10 protein-coding genes are annotated in these 14,538 nt (G+C 61.6%); 6 read left to right on the forward strand and 4 right to left on the reverse strand.

From position 1 onward, the window contains the following. Window positions 1-31: 31 nt before the first annotated feature. The gene (locus GR212_RS05225) at window positions 32-1,498 is read left to right on the forward strand and encodes a sensor domain-containing diguanylate cyclase (RefSeq protein ID WP_163985400.1); all 1,467 of its coding nucleotides are present in this window, start codon (window positions 32-34) and stop codon (window positions 1,496-1,498) included. A 121-nt stretch (window positions 1,499-1,619) separates the two neighbouring features. After that, window positions 1,620-2,459, forward strand: a complete 840-nt coding sequence (locus GR212_RS05230) for a mechanosensitive ion channel family protein (RefSeq protein WP_163985401.1) — start codon at window positions 1,620-1,622, stop codon at window positions 2,457-2,459. A gap of 167 nt (window positions 2,460-2,626) precedes the next feature. Here the strand turns inward: GR212_RS05230 and GR212_RS05235 are convergent, their stop codons facing one another. The 3 genes from GR212_RS05235 to GR212_RS05245 all read right to left on the reverse strand — a co-directional run bounded on the left by GR212_RS05235 (window position 2,627) and on the right by GR212_RS05245 (window position 5,808). Beyond that, window positions 2,627-3,289 carry a hypothetical protein gene (locus tag GR212_RS05235; RefSeq protein WP_163985402.1) on the reverse strand — a complete coding sequence of 221 codons (663 nt, stop codon included), beginning with the start codon at window positions 3,287-3,289 and terminating at the stop codon, window positions 2,627-2,629. 370 nt (window positions 3,290-3,659) lie between these two features. Continuing rightward, window positions 3,660-4,751, reverse strand: coding sequence for an LLM class flavin-dependent oxidoreductase (locus GR212_RS05240; protein WP_163985403.1), 1,092 nt, complete (start codon window positions 4,749-4,751; stop codon window positions 3,660-3,662). A 154-nt stretch (window positions 4,752-4,905) separates the two neighbouring features. Beyond that, the gene (locus GR212_RS05245) at window positions 4,906-5,808 is read right to left on the reverse strand and encodes a LysR family transcriptional regulator (RefSeq protein ID WP_163985404.1); all 903 of its coding nucleotides are present in this window, start codon (window positions 5,806-5,808) and stop codon (window positions 4,906-4,908) included. 103 nt (window positions 5,809-5,911) lie between these two features. Here GR212_RS05245 and hglS point away from each other — a divergent pair, with 103 nt between their 5' ends. The 4 genes from hglS to ydiJ all read left to right on the forward strand — a co-directional run bounded on the left by hglS (window position 5,912) and on the right by ydiJ (window position 13,209). After that, window positions 5,912-7,306 carry a 2-oxoadipate dioxygenase/decarboxylase HglS gene (gene hglS, locus GR212_RS05250; protein WP_163985405.1) on the forward strand — a complete coding sequence of 465 codons (1,395 nt, stop codon included), beginning with the start codon at window positions 5,912-5,914 and terminating at the stop codon, window positions 7,304-7,306. Window positions 7,307-7,367: 61 nt separating this feature from the next. Beyond that, complete coding sequence (amaB, locus tag GR212_RS05255; protein WP_163985406.1) at window positions 7,368-8,900, forward strand: L-piperidine-6-carboxylate dehydrogenase; 1,533 nt, start codon at window positions 7,368-7,370, stop codon at window positions 8,898-8,900. A 5-nt stretch (window positions 8,901-8,905) separates the two neighbouring features. Continuing rightward, window positions 8,906-10,141 (forward strand): pyridoxal phosphate-dependent aminotransferase, encoded by a 1,236-nt coding sequence (locus GR212_RS05260; protein WP_163985407.1) that lies wholly within the window; start codon window positions 8,906-8,908, stop codon window positions 10,139-10,141. Between the two features lie 32 nt (window positions 10,142-10,173). Then, window positions 10,174-13,209 (forward strand): D-2-hydroxyglutarate dehydrogenase YdiJ, encoded by a 3,036-nt coding sequence (ydiJ, locus tag GR212_RS05265; protein WP_163985408.1) that lies wholly within the window; start codon window positions 10,174-10,176, stop codon window positions 13,207-13,209. A 126-nt stretch (window positions 13,210-13,335) separates the two neighbouring features. Here the strand turns inward: ydiJ and GR212_RS05270 are convergent, their stop codons facing one another. Continuing rightward, entirely contained in the window at window positions 13,336-14,439 is a 1,104-nt protein-coding gene (locus tag GR212_RS05270; RefSeq protein ID WP_163985409.1) for a saccharopine dehydrogenase family protein, read from the reverse strand. Between the last annotated feature and the right edge of the window lie 99 nt (window positions 14,440-14,538).

Genomic DNA, 14,538 nt, shown 5'->3' on the forward strand with positions numbered 1-14,538 from the left:
ACTGATTTTTCGGCCGGCGCAGGGAATTGGAATGAACGCCCAGGATTTTAGCAGCACAGTGTTCGATCTCGCGCCTGTCGCCATGTGGCTGGAGGATTTCAGCGGCGTCAGGGAGCAATTCGACCTCTGGCGGGCTGAGGGGGTAACCGACCTGCGCGCCTTCCTGCTCGTCGATGCGCAGCGCGTCGCGGCCTGTTCACGAAAGATCAAGGTCCTTGCCGTCAATGCCAGGACGCTGGAATTGTTCGAAGCGCCGTCCTTCGAGACGCTTATAGGAAGTCTTCACCAGATCTTCCGGGACGAGATGCTTCAAAGCCATGTGAACGAGCTTGTCGCGCTCTGGGAAGGCAAGACCGAATTTTCGAGCACGGCCATCAACTATTCCCTTGGCGGCAAGAGGCTCGATATCCAGCTTCGCGGCGTCATTCTCCCTGGGCACGAAGAGTCCTGGGACAGGTTGCTGCTGACCACCGAAGACGTGACAGCGCGCGAAGAAGCAAGGCGCCAGGAAGAGCGGCAACGCCGCTATGCCGAGGGAATGTTCGAGCATTCACCCGTGTCCCTGTGGGTCGAAGATTTCAGCCGCATCAAGATCCTGCTCGATCAAATCCGCAACCGCGGTATCGTCGATTTCCAGGTATTTCTCGACGTGCATCCGGAATTCGTCCAGCAATGCATGAGCGAAATCAGCGTGCTCGATGTCAATCAGGCAACGCTCGATCTGTTCTGTGCGCCGGATCGGCAAACCCTGCATCAACGGATCGGTGAAGTGTTCCGTGACGACATGGAGAAGCATTTCCGCGGGCAATTGGTGGAATTGTGGAATGGCCGTCTCTTCCATCAGCGTGAGGTGCTGAACTATGCCCTCGATGGATCGGAGCGTCACGTTCTGCTGCAGTTTTCCGTCCTTCCCGGTTTTGAGGACGATTGGTCGCTGGTGCAGGTGGCACTCACCGACATTACCGCCCGCAAGAAGGCAGAGGCCTATCTCGAATATCTCGGCAAGCACGACGTCCTGACCAGGCTCTACAACCGCGCCTTCTACATGGAAGAGCTCAACAGGCTGGAGCGCAAGTCGCTTCGACCGGTTTCGGCCATCATCATCGATCTCAACGGCCTGAAAGAAGCCAATGACGAGAGCGGACACGATGCCGGCGACGCATTGTTGCGCCGGATGGGCGAGGTACTGAACAGCGTCGTGTCCTTGCCGAACCATGCAGCCCGCATTGGCGGCGACGAGTTTGCCGTTCTCATGCCCGGTGCGGACGAGATTACCGCCGGAGCGATGGTAGAGACGATCAACGAACTGCTCAAGATCAACAACCAGTTCTACTCCAGCGCGCCGCTCAGCGTCGCTGTCGGCGTGGCAACGAGCGAGCCCGGCGAGACCATTGAAGCGATGATCAAGCGCGCCGATCTCGGCATGTACGAGCAGAAAAAGGCACATTATGCCGTTGCCGCGAGCCTTGGTGCGCATCAGGCAAAGCACGGCGCTTGAAGCGCCGGCACGGAATCCATCCCGCACAATGACTTGAAACGGCCGAGGTTCGTGCGCCCGACGATCGGGAACAAAGATCGCGACTTCTCATTTGGCTCTCTGAAAAAAACGGAGTTTTGAAATGGAAGATCAAACGACCAACATCGTCGTCGCCACCCGCACCGCTCTCGACCAGGCCTCGGCACTCGCGGTTCAATACGGCTTCTCGCTTCTCGGTGCGATCATTCTCCTGATCGGCGGCTGGCTCCTTGCCGGCATCATCAGCCGCTCGGCCTATCGCGTCATCTCGCGCATCCGCGGCATCGACGAAACTCTGGCGAGCTTCTTCCAGAACGTCCTGCACTACAGCCTGCTCATCCTGGTCTTCATCACCGTCCTCGGGCAATTCGGCGTTCAGACCGCCTCCATCATTGCCGCGCTCGGCGCCGCCGGCCTGGCGATCGGCCTGGCGCTGCAGGGCACGCTTCAAAATATCGCGGCCGGCATCATGCTGCTGATCCTGCGGCCGTTTCGCGTCGGCGAATATATCGAGACGGCCAATGTCAAAGGCTACATAAAGGAGATCGGCCTCTTCGCGACGGAGATGAAGACGGCGGACGGCCTCTATCTCATGGCGCCGAACTCCACGCTCTGGAACACGCCCATCATCAACTACAGCCGTGAGCCGGATCGCCGCCAGCAATTGTCCGTCGCCCTGGCTGACAACATCGACATCAACCTTGCCCGCAAGACCATTCTGGACGTCTTGAAAGCAGATCAGCGGATCAAAAATACGCCAGCGCCAAAAGTCTATCTCGATGATCTGGCCGTCGATCAGGCAGTGCTGAACATCGAGTATTGGACCGTAACCACGTCCTGGTCCGATGTCCGGCACGACACCGTATCGAAACTGAAAGCGCGGCTTGCGGAATCGGACGTCGCGATCAAGCTGCCGACAGAGCCGGCAAGCCAAGCCGACTGACCGTCTCCGCATGAGCGCTAAGCCTGCCGCCAGCAGGGAGCTGCACCAGCGGCAGGCTTCGCAAGGCCATGAGACCTCGAGCAAGATCGATCTCTTGCTTGCCTTAAACTTCCCCGAACGACATTTGTTCCGCGCGTCCGCGGCCGCGACAAGGGGCCGGCCGAAGCCTACCATTTGATGCGGTAGTCGATCCGGAAATTGCCGGACGGCACGAAAGTCTGCGGGTCGGCAAAGGACGCCGAGAAATTGAGGTTCGGCGCCAACGGCTGCTGCAGCGAAACGGTGCTGGAAAAGATACTGCCTGCGTCCGTCAGGTTGCCGATCGCGGATATGGAGGTTCCCGTCCAGGGAACAGCGACTGTGACGGCGTGTGTCGCGGCAATGGAATTTCCTGCGTTCCGCGCGCCCGCATAGTTCACGTTCAGCGACCGGGATGTGCTCATGTCGAGATTGTTCCAGACAGCCCAGCTCCGCGAACGCTCGAGGCAAAGCGTTCCCGTGCCGTTGACGGTGTCGACCCTCAATGCAACTTCGCGGCGCCACACGGTCGAGAAGCGCTTGTGATCATCGATTGCCCTCCCCCAGAACGTTGCCAGCCGGCTGCTACGGACGATTCGGCCATTTGCCGCTCCACCCAGACCGAGATCCATGCCCGCGCTCATCTCCCACGCCATCGGCAGCCGAAAGCCGAGCGTCGCCTTGTATGTTCGCGGCGCCAGCTTGACCGGCGACCAGATCATCAGATCGCTGGCCTTGGCCGTCTGCGGCAAGCTGACGCTTGCAAGAAGACCCAGAACGCCGCGAAGGGCGCGTTTTGACTTAAAGCTCATGAAAAGCCCGATTATCTGTGCCCCGACGCAAGGCTCGGGGCGCACTGAGACAACAGCCGGAGACGGAACAAACGCCGCATTCTGGCCTCGGATTGATGTGTTCGGTTGAGCGCTTGCAAAGCACAGCGCGCCGGAGCCAAAGTCATGGCATCCGGGTGAAGGGAATAGCGACGCCGCAAATCAAGCGGCCCCTTCGCCAAAAGAATCCCATCCGATGGCGCGCTTGTAAACCCCTTGGGGCAAGTTTTTTGCTGCAATGCACACTTGCCGCAGCCGCCATGATGGCGCGCCGGCAAGCCATAGGATCAGCGAGAAGCGATCATATACGCCGCTGTCGAGCGCCGGTGATGGCAGGGAAAGCGGCCATCCCTCACTCTATCCGCAACCCGGCCTTCTTCAGAATCGGAAGCACCCGGTCGCAGAAGTAGGGAAGCTCCTGCGTGTAGTTGACGAAGGACAGGGCAATTCCGGCATAGCCCTGCTCGGCGATCGCAATCATCTCCTCCGCGATCCGCTGAGGCGTGCCGATCAACGGGTAGCTGCCGGCACCGCCGGCAAAACGCTGCCGATAACGGTCGTAAGCATCGCGATCATGGGATTGCGAGAACTCCTTCTTGCCGGCCATGTGCTGGTCGACGGCACCCTGATCGGCCATGGTCACGGCGTAGCGGGTATAATAATCCTCCGCCTCCGCCTGCGTCTCGCGGCAAACCACATGGCAAACCGTATAAACGCCGACCTGCCGGCCTTTTTCTTCCGCTCGTCCCGCGATGTCGACCACATGCTTTCCTGCGTCACCGATCTCGGTAAAGGTGGTGAAGAGATAATCGCAATGGGCCGCGGCAAAATCGCGGCCGGGGCCGCCGAATGCCGCGTTCATCGTCACCGGCCGCGGTGCCTGCAGGCTTGCCGGGCGGCTGACGGCTTCCTTCAGATTGTAATAGCTGCCCGCATAGTCGAGCGGCTCATCGGACGCATAGAGCTTTTCGACGATTTCGAGCCACTCGGCCGCCTGATCGTAGCCCTTTTCGACCAGCGGCACGCCGAACATGCCGAATTCCTTCGGGTTCCAGCCGCAGACGATGTTCAGTCCGGCCCTTCCCCCACTGATATGATCGACCGTGGCGAGCGACTTGGCGGCATAGAGCGGATGAACGAGCGGCACATGCACCGTCATGAAGAGGCCGATCCGCTCGGTTGCGGCGGAAAGCGCCGCAGCCCAGGTGAAGGTCTCGAACGACCATTCGCGCACGCGGTTCTTGCCGCCGAAACCACGCCAGCGGGCAATCGGCAGAAAGAATTCGAGCCCGGCCCGGTCGGCGATCTGCGCCGCAGTCAGATTATCCTGCCAGCCGGCGGTCCAGCGCTCGGGCACGTCGGTGATTGCGAGGCCGCCATCCGCATTTGCGGAAAAAACGCCGAGCTTCAACCGGTTCGGTCCCTTCAGCGGATGCATCTTCATGGTGGCTTGCTCCTCCCCGAGTTCACCTCGAGCCGACCCCCTATTGGATGTGCGGCAGCCCGACATGAAAATCTGTGACGCCGGCAAAGAGAAATTTCAAGCTTAAAATTTATCAATCGGCGCCGATGCGTGGAAACGCCGGGCCGGTCGTGACCTAAGGCTGCGGCGTAACCTCGCTCAGCAGCCAGTCCTGAAACAACGTCGCCGTCTCGTTCGTCTGCTTTTTTTCCGGCATGACGACATAGTAGCTGTTCTCGGTCGGCATCGGCAGATCGAACAGGGGCAGGAGCGTGCCGGCTTTCAGCTCGTCCTCGATCAGATAGGTGGGCAGAAGCGCCACGCCGATCCCGGCGATAGCCGCAGCGATGATCATGGAGAACTGGTCGAAGCGCGCACCGGGATAGGCGTTGTCACTTGGCAGATCCTGCAGGTCGAACCATTGCGCCCATAGCTTGGGCCGCGTTGTCAGGTGAAGCAGCGGAGCCTCCGCCAGCTCGCCTGCCGAGCTCAGAGCCAACCGTCCGGCAAGCTCCCGGCTGGCAACGGGCAGAACGGTCTCGTTGCAAAGGAACGTCGCAACGGCGCCCGCCCAGGCCGGCAGGCCATAGTGAATGGCAAGATCGAAATTGTCCTCGTCGAAGCTGAACGGCTTGGAGCGCGATTCCACGGTAACGGCGACATCGCGATGCTCGTCGAGGAATCGGCCGAGGCGGGGCACCAGCCAGCGCGTGCCGAAGGTCGGCAAGGTCGCGACTTTCAACGACAGCTTCATCTGGCCGGCGGCAACGGCGCCGATCATCAGGCGCTCCGAGCGCAAAAGCAGATCCTTCACCTCCGGCAACAGCCGAAGGCCGGCCTCGGACAGGACGACACGCTGCCGAACGCGTTCGAACAGCTTCAGGCCCGTCTGCCGTTCCAGATCGCTGATCTGCCGGCTAATGGCGCTTTGGGTCAGATTGAGCTCCTCCGCGGCGCGCGAAAAATTCTGGTGGCGCGCGGCGCATTCGAACGCCTGCAGATTGACGATGTCCGGGATAAGCCGTCGACGCATGGTCATTCCATTTCCGCATCAAGTTAGAATTCTCTCTCACAAGACTGACGCCTGAACAAGAGATATTCTGCTAAATAGGAATGATATAGCTTTCAGGAAGAGATCGCACATGAAGCCTGATCACGTCTCGACCAGCGATATTCGCAGCGCCTTTTCGGCCGCCATGTCCGCGATGTATCGCGAAGAAGTGCCCGCCTACGGCACACTCATGGAACTGGTCGCCCGCGTCAACGACGAAACGCTTGCGGCCCAGCCCAAGTTGAAGGAGCGGCTGGAGGCGACGGATTATCTCGACCGCATCTCCGAGGAGCGCCACGGCGCCATCCGGCTCGGGACTGCGGCGGAGCTTTCGACGATGGCGCGCGTCTTTGCCGTCATGGGCATGTATCCCGTCGGCTACTATGACCTTTCCACCGCCGGCGTGCCGGTCCACTCGACGGCATTCCGTCCGATCGGCGATGCGGAGCTGAAGCGCAATCCCTTCCGTGTCTTCACCTCGCTGTTGCGGCTCGACCTTATCGCCGACGAGGATCTGCGCAAGGCGGCCGCGGACATTCTCGCGAAGCGCAAGATCTTCACGGACGGCGCCGTTGCACTGGCCGAGAAGGCCGAGCGCGATGGCGGGCTGAACAAGGACGACGCCCAGCGTTTCGTGAGCGAAGTGCTGGAGACCTTCCGCTGGCATGACGAAGCCAATGTCGATGCCGCCATGTACCATCGTCTCCATGACGCTCATCGCCTGATCGCCGATGTCGTGTCGTTCAAGGGGCCGCACATCAACCACCTGACACCGCGCACGCTCGATATCGACCGCGTGCAGGCACTGATGCCTGACTACGACATTGCGCCGAAGGCCATCGTCGAAGGACCGCCGACGCGCTCTTGCCCGATCCTGCTGCGTCAGACCTCGTTCAAGGCGCTTGAAGAGCCCGTCTCGTTCCGGAATGCCGAGGGCATCTGGGAAGAGGGCTCGCATACGGCCCGTTTCGGCGAGATCGAGCAGCGTGGCATTGCGCTGACGCCCAAGGGCCGTGCGCTCTATGACAGGCTGCTGGATCAGTCGCGCAAGATCGTGCGTCCGGCCGCCGACGGATCGAACGCACGCGAGTATGAGGCCGCGCTCGCGCAGAGCTTTGCCGAATTCCCGGACGAGTGGTCGGCAATCCGTGCCCAGGGCCTCGGCTATTTCACCTATTCGCTGACGGCCAAGGGCAATGCCGCCGCAACGAACCATGGCGATATCGACGCGCTGATCGGCCAGGGCCTCGTTCAGTTCGATCCGATCGTCTATGAGGATTTTCTTCCCGTCAGCGCCGCCGGCATCTTCCAATCCAATCTCGGAGATGGCGCGCAGCAGGAATTCGTTGCAAGCCCGAACCAGCAGCGTTTTGAAAGCGACCTCGGCATGAAGGTGCTGAACGAATTCGACCATTATGCCGGCATCGAACAGGCGTCGATCGACGCCTGCCTGCGGGCACTATCCAAGCAAGACGCCGCCGAGTGAGGCGATGCGGCCATGAGCCGCCCCTCACAACCCGGATCAAAGACAAGTGGAGTTTCAGAAGATGAACATCGCAGCAAAGAACCCCTCCGTCGCAGCCGAAGCCGCTGCCATTCTCGAAAAGCTCGGCGTCGACAAGGCGCTCTACACGCAGGGCGACATGCCTTCCTACTCCCCGGTCACCGGCGAGAAGATCGGCAGCCTCAAGACCGTTTCGGCCGATGAAGCGGCGAAGCGGATCGAGAAGGCCCATGCCGCGTTCCGCGCCTGGCGCCTCGTGCCGGCACCCAAGCGCGGCGAGCTGGTTCGTCTGCTGGGCGAAGAGCTGCGTGCCGCCAAGGACGATCTCGGCCGCCTCGTTTCCATCGAAGCCGGCAAGATCCGCTCCGAAGGTCTCGGCGAAGTGCAGGAAATGATCGACATCTGCGATTTCGCCGTCGGCCTCTCCCGTCAGCTCTACGGCCTGACGATCGCCACCGAGCGTCCGGGCCATCGCATGATGGAAACCTGGCACCCGCTGGGCGTCGTCGGCATCATCTCGGCCTTCAACTTCCCGGTCGCGGTCTGGTCGTGGAACGCAGCCCTGGCGCTGATCTGCGGCGACTCCATCATCTGGAAGCCCTCTGAAAAGACGCCGCTGACGGCGCTGGCCTCGCAGGCGATCCTCGATCGCGCGCTTGCCCGCTTCGGCGATGCGCCGGAGGGCCTGTCGCAGCTGCTGATCGGCGACCGCGCGATCGGCGAAGTCCTGGTCGATCACCCGAAGGTGGCGCTCGTTTCGGCAACCGGCTCGACGCGCATGGGCCGCGAGGTCGGCCCGCGGCTTGCCAAGCGTTTTGCCCGCGCCATCCTCGAACTTGGCGGCAACAATGCCGGCATCGTCTGCCCGTCGGCCGATCTCGACATGGCGTTGCGCGCCATCGCCTTCGGCGCCATGGGCACCGCCGGCCAGCGCTGCACCACGCTGCGCCGCCTGTTCGTCCATAAGAGCGTGTACGACCAGCTCGTGCCGCGGCTGAAGAAGGCCTACCAGAGCGTCTCGGTCGGCGATCCCCTGCACTCTTCCGCCCTGGTCGGCCCGCTGATCGACAAGGCAGCCTATGACGGCATGCAGAAGGCCATCGCCGAAGCCAAGGCCCATGGCGGTTCCGTCACCGGCGGCGAGCGCATCGATGTCGGCCATGCCGACGGCTATTATGCAAAGCCGGCGCTGGTGGAAATGCCGAAGCAGGCAGGCCCCGTTCTGGAAGAAACCTTCGCCCCCATCCTCTACGTCATACCCTATGACGATTTCGACGCTGTTATCGACGAGCACAACGCCGTTGCCGCCGGCCTGTCGTCATCGATTTTCACCCGTGACATGCAGGAATCCGAGCGCTTCCTCGCGGCTGACGGTTCGGATTGCGGCATCGCCAACGTCAATATCGGCACCTCGGGCGCCGAAATCGGCGGCGCATTCGGCGGCGAGAAGGAAACCGGCGGCGGCCGCGAATCCGGTTCCGACGCCTGGAGGGCCTATATGCGCCGGGCGACCAACACCGTGAACTACTCCAAGGCCCTGCCGCTTGCGCAGGGTGTCTCCTTCGACATCGAGTAAGCACCATGACGATCGCCACCAAAATCGAAGAAGCGGGCTTCCAGCCCGCTTCGCGCATCGCTTCCATCGGCGTATCGACCATTCTTCAGATCGGCGCTCGCGCCAATGCGATGAAGCGGGAAGGCTTGCCGGTCATCATTCTCGGTGCCGGCGAACCGGATTTCGATACGCCCGACAACGTCAAGGAGGCGGCCAAGGCCGCCATCGATCGCGGCGAAACGAAATATACGGCCCTCGACGGCACGCCGGAGCTGAAGAAGGCCATCGCCGGAAAATTCAAGCGCGAGAACGGCATCGACTACACCCTCGACGAAATCACCGTGGCGACGGGTGCCAAGCAGATCCTGTTCAACGCCTTCATGGCGTCGATCAATCCGGGCGACGAGGTCATCATCCCCACGCCCTACTGGACCTCCTATTCCGATATCGTCGAAATCTGCGGCGGCGTGCCCGTGCTGATCCCGTGCGATGCCGCGGCCGGCTTTCGCCTGAAGGCGGATCAGCTCGAAAAGGCCATTACCCCGAAGACGCGCTGGCTGCTGCTGAACTCGCCTTCGAATCCATCGGGTGCGGCCTATTCGGAGGCCGACTATCAGCCCCTGATCGAAGTGCTGCTGCGCCATCCGCATGTCTGGCTGATGGTCGATGACATGTATGAGCACATCGTCTATGACGGCTTCCGCTTCACCACGCCCGTCGCGATCGAGCCGAGTCTCAAGAGCCGGACGCTGACGGTCAACGGCGTTTCCAAAGCCTATGCCATGACCGGCTGGCGCATCGGCTATGCCGGCGGCCCCAAGGCGCTGATCAGGGCCATGGCCGTCATTCAGAGCCAGGCGACCTCCTGCCCCTCTTCCGTCAGCCAGGCGGCGGCAGTCGCGGCGCTGAACGGCCCGCAGGAATTCCTGTCGGATCGCAAGGCAAGCTTCCAGCGTCGCCGCGATCTGGTCGTCGGCCGGCTCAATGCCATCGAAGGACTGGATTGCCTGGTGCCGGAAGGTGCCTTCTATACATTCTCGGGCTGCGCCGGCATACTGGGAACGACAACGCCGTCCGGAAAGTCCATCGAGACGGATGCGGATTTCTGCGCCTATCTGCTCGACGAAGCCCATGTCGCCGTGGTGCCGGGCTCTGCCTTCGGACTGTCGCCTTATTTCCGTATTTCCTATGCGACGTCGGAAGCCGATCTCGTCGAAGCGCTCAATCGCATCGAACGGGCCTGCGCTGATCTCCGGCGATAGTCATCGGGTAAAACGCCGGAAGCCTTCGTACCATGCTCCCACGCCTCGTTTCGGCGAAAGACAGTCGTAAGCAGCAGATCGGCGCCTTCGGGCGCCGGCTGGCCGCGCTCGGCTTCCGTGGCGACGTGGAGATGGATGAAGGCGCCAGGACGGTGGCTTCGACCGACAATTCCATCTATCAGATCAAGCCCGCGGCCCTTGTCTATCCGCGCGGCGCCGACGATCTGAAGATCATCGCGACGACCATATCGGAACCCGCCTTTTCCGACATGACCATCGCGCCGCGCGGTGGCGGAACCGGGACGAACGGCCAGTCTCTGACATCGGGTGTCGTCGTCGACTGCTCCAGACATATGAACCGAATTCTGGAGATAGATCCCGTTCGGAGGATCGCCCGCGTCGAGGCCGGCGTCGTCAAGGATCAGCTCAACAAGGCCCTCAAGCCATACGGCCTGTTCTTCGCGCCCGAGCTTTCCACCTCCAACCGCGCCACGATCGGCGGCATGATCTCGACCGATGCCTGCGGCCAGGGCTCGTGCCTTTACGGCAAGACCAGCAACCATGTTCTCGGCCTTCGCGTCGTGCTCTGCGATGGCAGCGACTGGTGGTCGCGTCCTCTCGGTGACGCGGAACTGGAGGAGATCAAGGCACGCGAGGATCGGATCGGCGAGATTCACAGGGTCGTCGACGGGATCGCCGGAGACAAGAGCGAGCTGATCGCGGCCACCTTCCCGAAGCTCAACCGCTACATGACCGGCTACGATCTCGCCCATATCCGGCGCGAGGACGGCCGCTTCGATCTCAATGCAGTGCTGTGCGGCTCGGAAGGCACGCTTGCCATGATCGCGGAAGCAGAGCTTAACGTTCTGCCGATCCCGGCGGAGGCAGCGCTCATCAACATCCGCTACGATGATTTCAACACCGCGCTCGAGGACGCACGGCGGCTGGTGGCGCTGAAGGTGGCCTCGGTCGAGACGGTCGACGAGAAAGTGCTGGGCCTGGCGAAGGGCGACATCGTCTGGACCAATATCGCCCGCTTCTTTCCCGAGGATGCATCCGGCTCCGCCAACGGCATCAACCTCGTCGAGCTGCTGGCCGACGACCGCGAGGAGCTGGAGCGTAAGCTCACTGACGTCACCGCCGCCCTCGATGACCTCTCATCCGCGCGTCACAAGGGCTATACGGTGGCCCGCGACAGGGCCGAAATCGAGGCGATATGGTCCATGCGCAAGCGCGCCGTCGGCCTGCTCGGCAATGTCGAAGGACCGGTGCGGCCGGTGCCCTTTGTCGAGGACACCGCCGTCCCGCCCGAGCATCTCGCCGCCTATATCGGCGAATTCCGGGCGCTTCTCGATGCCGAAGGACTGGATTACGGCATGTTTGGCCATGTCGATGCCGGCGTGCTGCATGTTCGCCCCGCGCTGGACCTGACGCGCGCCGACCATCAGCCGCTTGTGCGCAAGATCAGCGACGGCGTGGTCGCGCTGACACGCAAATATGGCGGCGTGCTCTGGGGCGAGCACGGCAAGGGCGTACGCTCGGAATATGTGCCGGAATTCTTCGGCGATCTTTATCCCTGCCTGCAGGACATCAAGCACGCCTTCGACCCGGCAGATCGCCTCAATCCCGGCAAGATCGCCTCGGCCGCCTCTCGTCCGCTGCTCAAGATCGACGAAGTGCCGCTGCGCGGCGATCTCGATCGTATTATCGGCAACGACATTCGCGCCGCTTTCGACAATGCCGCCTATTGCAACGGCAATGGCGCCTGTTTCGACTTCGACGCCGTAAGCCCGATGTGTCCTTCCTTCAAGGCGACGGGCGACCGGCGCTATTCGCCGAAAGGGCGCGCGTCGCTGATGCGCGAATGGCTGCGTCTGCTTGCCGAGCGGCAGGTCGATCCCCGACGCGAGGCGGAAACGCAGCGTAGCGCCAACCGCGTCGGCAATCTGCTTCGCCGGACGGCCAACTCGCTCAATCCGTCCAACCGTAACGACTTTTCCCATGAAGTGCGGGCCGCGATGGACACTTGCCTCGCCTGCAAGGCCTGCGCGGGGCAATGTCCCGTCAAGGTCAGCGTCCCGGCCTTCCGGTCGAAGTTTCTCGAGCTCTATTACGGGCGCTATCTCAGGCCCTTGAAGGATCCGATCGTCGCCGCGATCGAGACCACGCTGCCGCTGATGGCGCGCGTCAAGCCCGCTTACAATCTACTGACCGGATCCAACGCCGGTCAGGCATTGATGCGGCTTGCCGGCCTCACGGCCCTTCCGACCATGCCTGCGATCTCGCTGCAGCGGGAGGCCGCTCGCCTCGGCGTGCGCATCGCCATGCCGGAGCGTCTGGCGAAGCTCTCTCCCGAGGAGCGCGCTCGATCGGTCGTCATCATTGCCGATGTCTTCTCCACCCATTTCGATCCAGCCGTGGTCATCGCCGCGCTCAAGCTCGCGCTGAAGATGGGCATGAAGCCATGGCTCGCCAGCCCGCAGCAAAACGGCAAGGCCCTGCATGTGCACGGCTATCTCGGCCGCTTCGAGAGGACGGCAGCAAAATCGCGGGACTATCTCAATCGTATCTCGCAGACGGGCATCCCGCTTGTCGGCATCGACCCATCGATGACGCTGACCTATCGCAGCGAATATGCCGCCCTGCCCTCTGCCCGGCTGCGGGCGCCGGTGCTGCTGCTTCAGGAATGGTTCGCCGCCAATCTCGATCGATTGCCGCAGCCGAAAGCCTCACCCGGCGAGCGTTTCACGCTGCTTGCCCATTGCACGGAACGAACGAATGCGCCGGCCGCGCTCAAGCAGTGGTCGCTGCTGTTCGAAAAATTGGGCATCAAGCTCGATATGGCCGATGTCGGCTGCTGCGGCATGGCCGGCACCTTCGGCCACGAGCTGCGCAATCGGCCTATTTCGGAAAGGCTCTATGCGATGAGCTGGCAAGACAAGATCGCCAAGAGCGACACTCAAAACATCGTCATGGCCACCGGCTTTTCCTGCCGCTCACAGGTCGCCAAGATGGAACGCCGGACTATTCCGCATCCCGTCGAGATCCTGAATGATCTGATCGGCTGAAACGCAGCGCGATCTTTCAAATTGATTGATGGCGCTTTGGGCTTCTGACTTTGCACATGCCGGTATCGTAAAACAGAAGTGGCGCCCAACAGGCGCCACATACAAATCATCATGGATAAGCGCTGCTTACACCGCTTCTCTCATCTTGATCTTTTCCAGGCTGTAGACCTGTCCGAAGCGATTGGCGAGGAAATCGCCGAGATCGATTTCTTCCTGGCAGACGAAGCCCTTGGCGGGCAGCTTGCCCTGGGCCAGCAGATCGAGCACGGTGGTGATGCCGGCTGCGGTGGTGATCTGGATAGCGCTCATCTTCTTGCCGGCGACAATGCCAGCATAGACCTTGTTGGCATAGGTCTCCTGCATGTAGCGGCCCTCGCGCCAGCCGCAGACGGTGACGAAGACCACGACCACGTCCTGCATGGTGGCAGGAAGCGCGTTCTCGAACAGATCCTTCAGCACATCGCGGCGGTTCTTGAGGTTCAGGTCGTTGAGCAGCGCCTTGATGATGGCCTGATGGCCGGGATAGCGGATCGTGCGGTAGTTCATCGTGCGCACGCGACCGGTCAGCGTCTTGGCAAGGGTTCCGAGCCCGCCCGAGGTGTTGAACGCCTCGTAGGTGACGCCGTCGAGCGAAAACTCTTCGCGCTCTTCCATCGCCGGAACGGTCACGAGCTTGCCTTCGACGATCGCTTCGCAGGGCTCGATATATTCGTTGATCAGGCCGTCCGTGCTCCAGGTCAGATTGTAGTTCAGGGCATTGGACGGATACTGCGGCAGCGCGCCGACGCGCATACGCACGCTGTCGAGGCTGTCGAAACGCTTGGCGAGATCATTGGCGACGATCGAGATGAAGCCCGGAGCAAGGCCGCATTGCGGAATGAATGCGGTGTTCGCGCCCTGCGCCAGTTCCTCTACCTTCTTCGTCGTCGCGACGTCTTCGGTAAGGTCGAGATAATGGACGCCTGCCTCGAGCGCCGCTTCGGCCACGAAGCCGGTCAAATGGAACGGTGCTGCCGACAATACGGCAAACTTGCCCTTCAGGACGGCGACCAGACCTGCGCGGTCGGCAATGTCGACGGCTGCCGTGGAAATCGCCGGATGGCGGTCGATCTTGTCCAGCTGCTCCTGGCTGCGGTCGGCGACGACGACCCTGTAATCGCCCGTCTCGGCCAACATCAGAGCAATCGCCCCACCGATCTTGCCTGCGCCGATAACCACTATGTCTTTCATATGACTCCCCTGCATTTCATTGATAAGATTTATATAAGTGTAGGCAGGAGTTGAACGATTCATAGCGACGAAAAACGCATTTCGTTGTATAAATCTGTA

The sequence above is a fragment of the Martinezella lusitana genome, assembly GCF_010668395.1.
Classification (GTDB): domain Bacteria; phylum Pseudomonadota; class Alphaproteobacteria; order Rhizobiales; family Rhizobiaceae; genus Rhizobium; species Rhizobium lusitanum_A.

What these genes read in the sequence shown, in the direction of transcription:
- GR212_RS05225 (WP_163985400.1), top strand. Translation starts at nt 32, where the DNA reads ATGAACGCCCAGGATTTTAGCAGCACAGTGTTCGATCTCGCGCCTGTC.
- GR212_RS05230 (WP_163985401.1), top strand. Translation starts at nt 1,620, where the DNA reads ATGGAAGATCAAACGACCAACATCGTCGTCGCCACCCGCACCGCTCTC.
- GR212_RS05235 (WP_163985402.1), bottom strand. Translation starts at nt 3,289, where the DNA reads ATGAGCTTTAAGTCAAAACGCGCCCTTCGCGGCGTTCTGGGTCTTCTT.
- GR212_RS05240 (WP_163985403.1), bottom strand. Translation starts at nt 4,751, where the DNA reads ATGAAGATGCATCCGCTGAAGGGACCGAACCGGTTGAAGCTCGGCGTT.
- GR212_RS05245 (WP_163985404.1), bottom strand. Translation starts at nt 5,808, where the DNA reads ATGACCATGCGTCGACGGCTTATCCCGGACATCGTCAATCTGCAGGCG.
- hglS (WP_163985405.1), top strand. Translation starts at nt 5,912, where the DNA reads ATGAAGCCTGATCACGTCTCGACCAGCGATATTCGCAGCGCCTTTTCG.
- amaB (WP_163985406.1), top strand. Translation starts at nt 7,368, where the DNA reads ATGAACATCGCAGCAAAGAACCCCTCCGTCGCAGCCGAAGCCGCTGCC.
- GR212_RS05260 (WP_163985407.1), top strand. Translation starts at nt 8,906, where the DNA reads ATGACGATCGCCACCAAAATCGAAGAAGCGGGCTTCCAGCCCGCTTCG.
- ydiJ (WP_163985408.1), top strand. Translation starts at nt 10,174, where the DNA reads ATGCTCCCACGCCTCGTTTCGGCGAAAGACAGTCGTAAGCAGCAGATC.
- GR212_RS05270 (WP_163985409.1), bottom strand. Translation starts at nt 14,439, where the DNA reads ATGAAAGACATAGTGGTTATCGGCGCAGGCAAGATCGGTGGGGCGATT.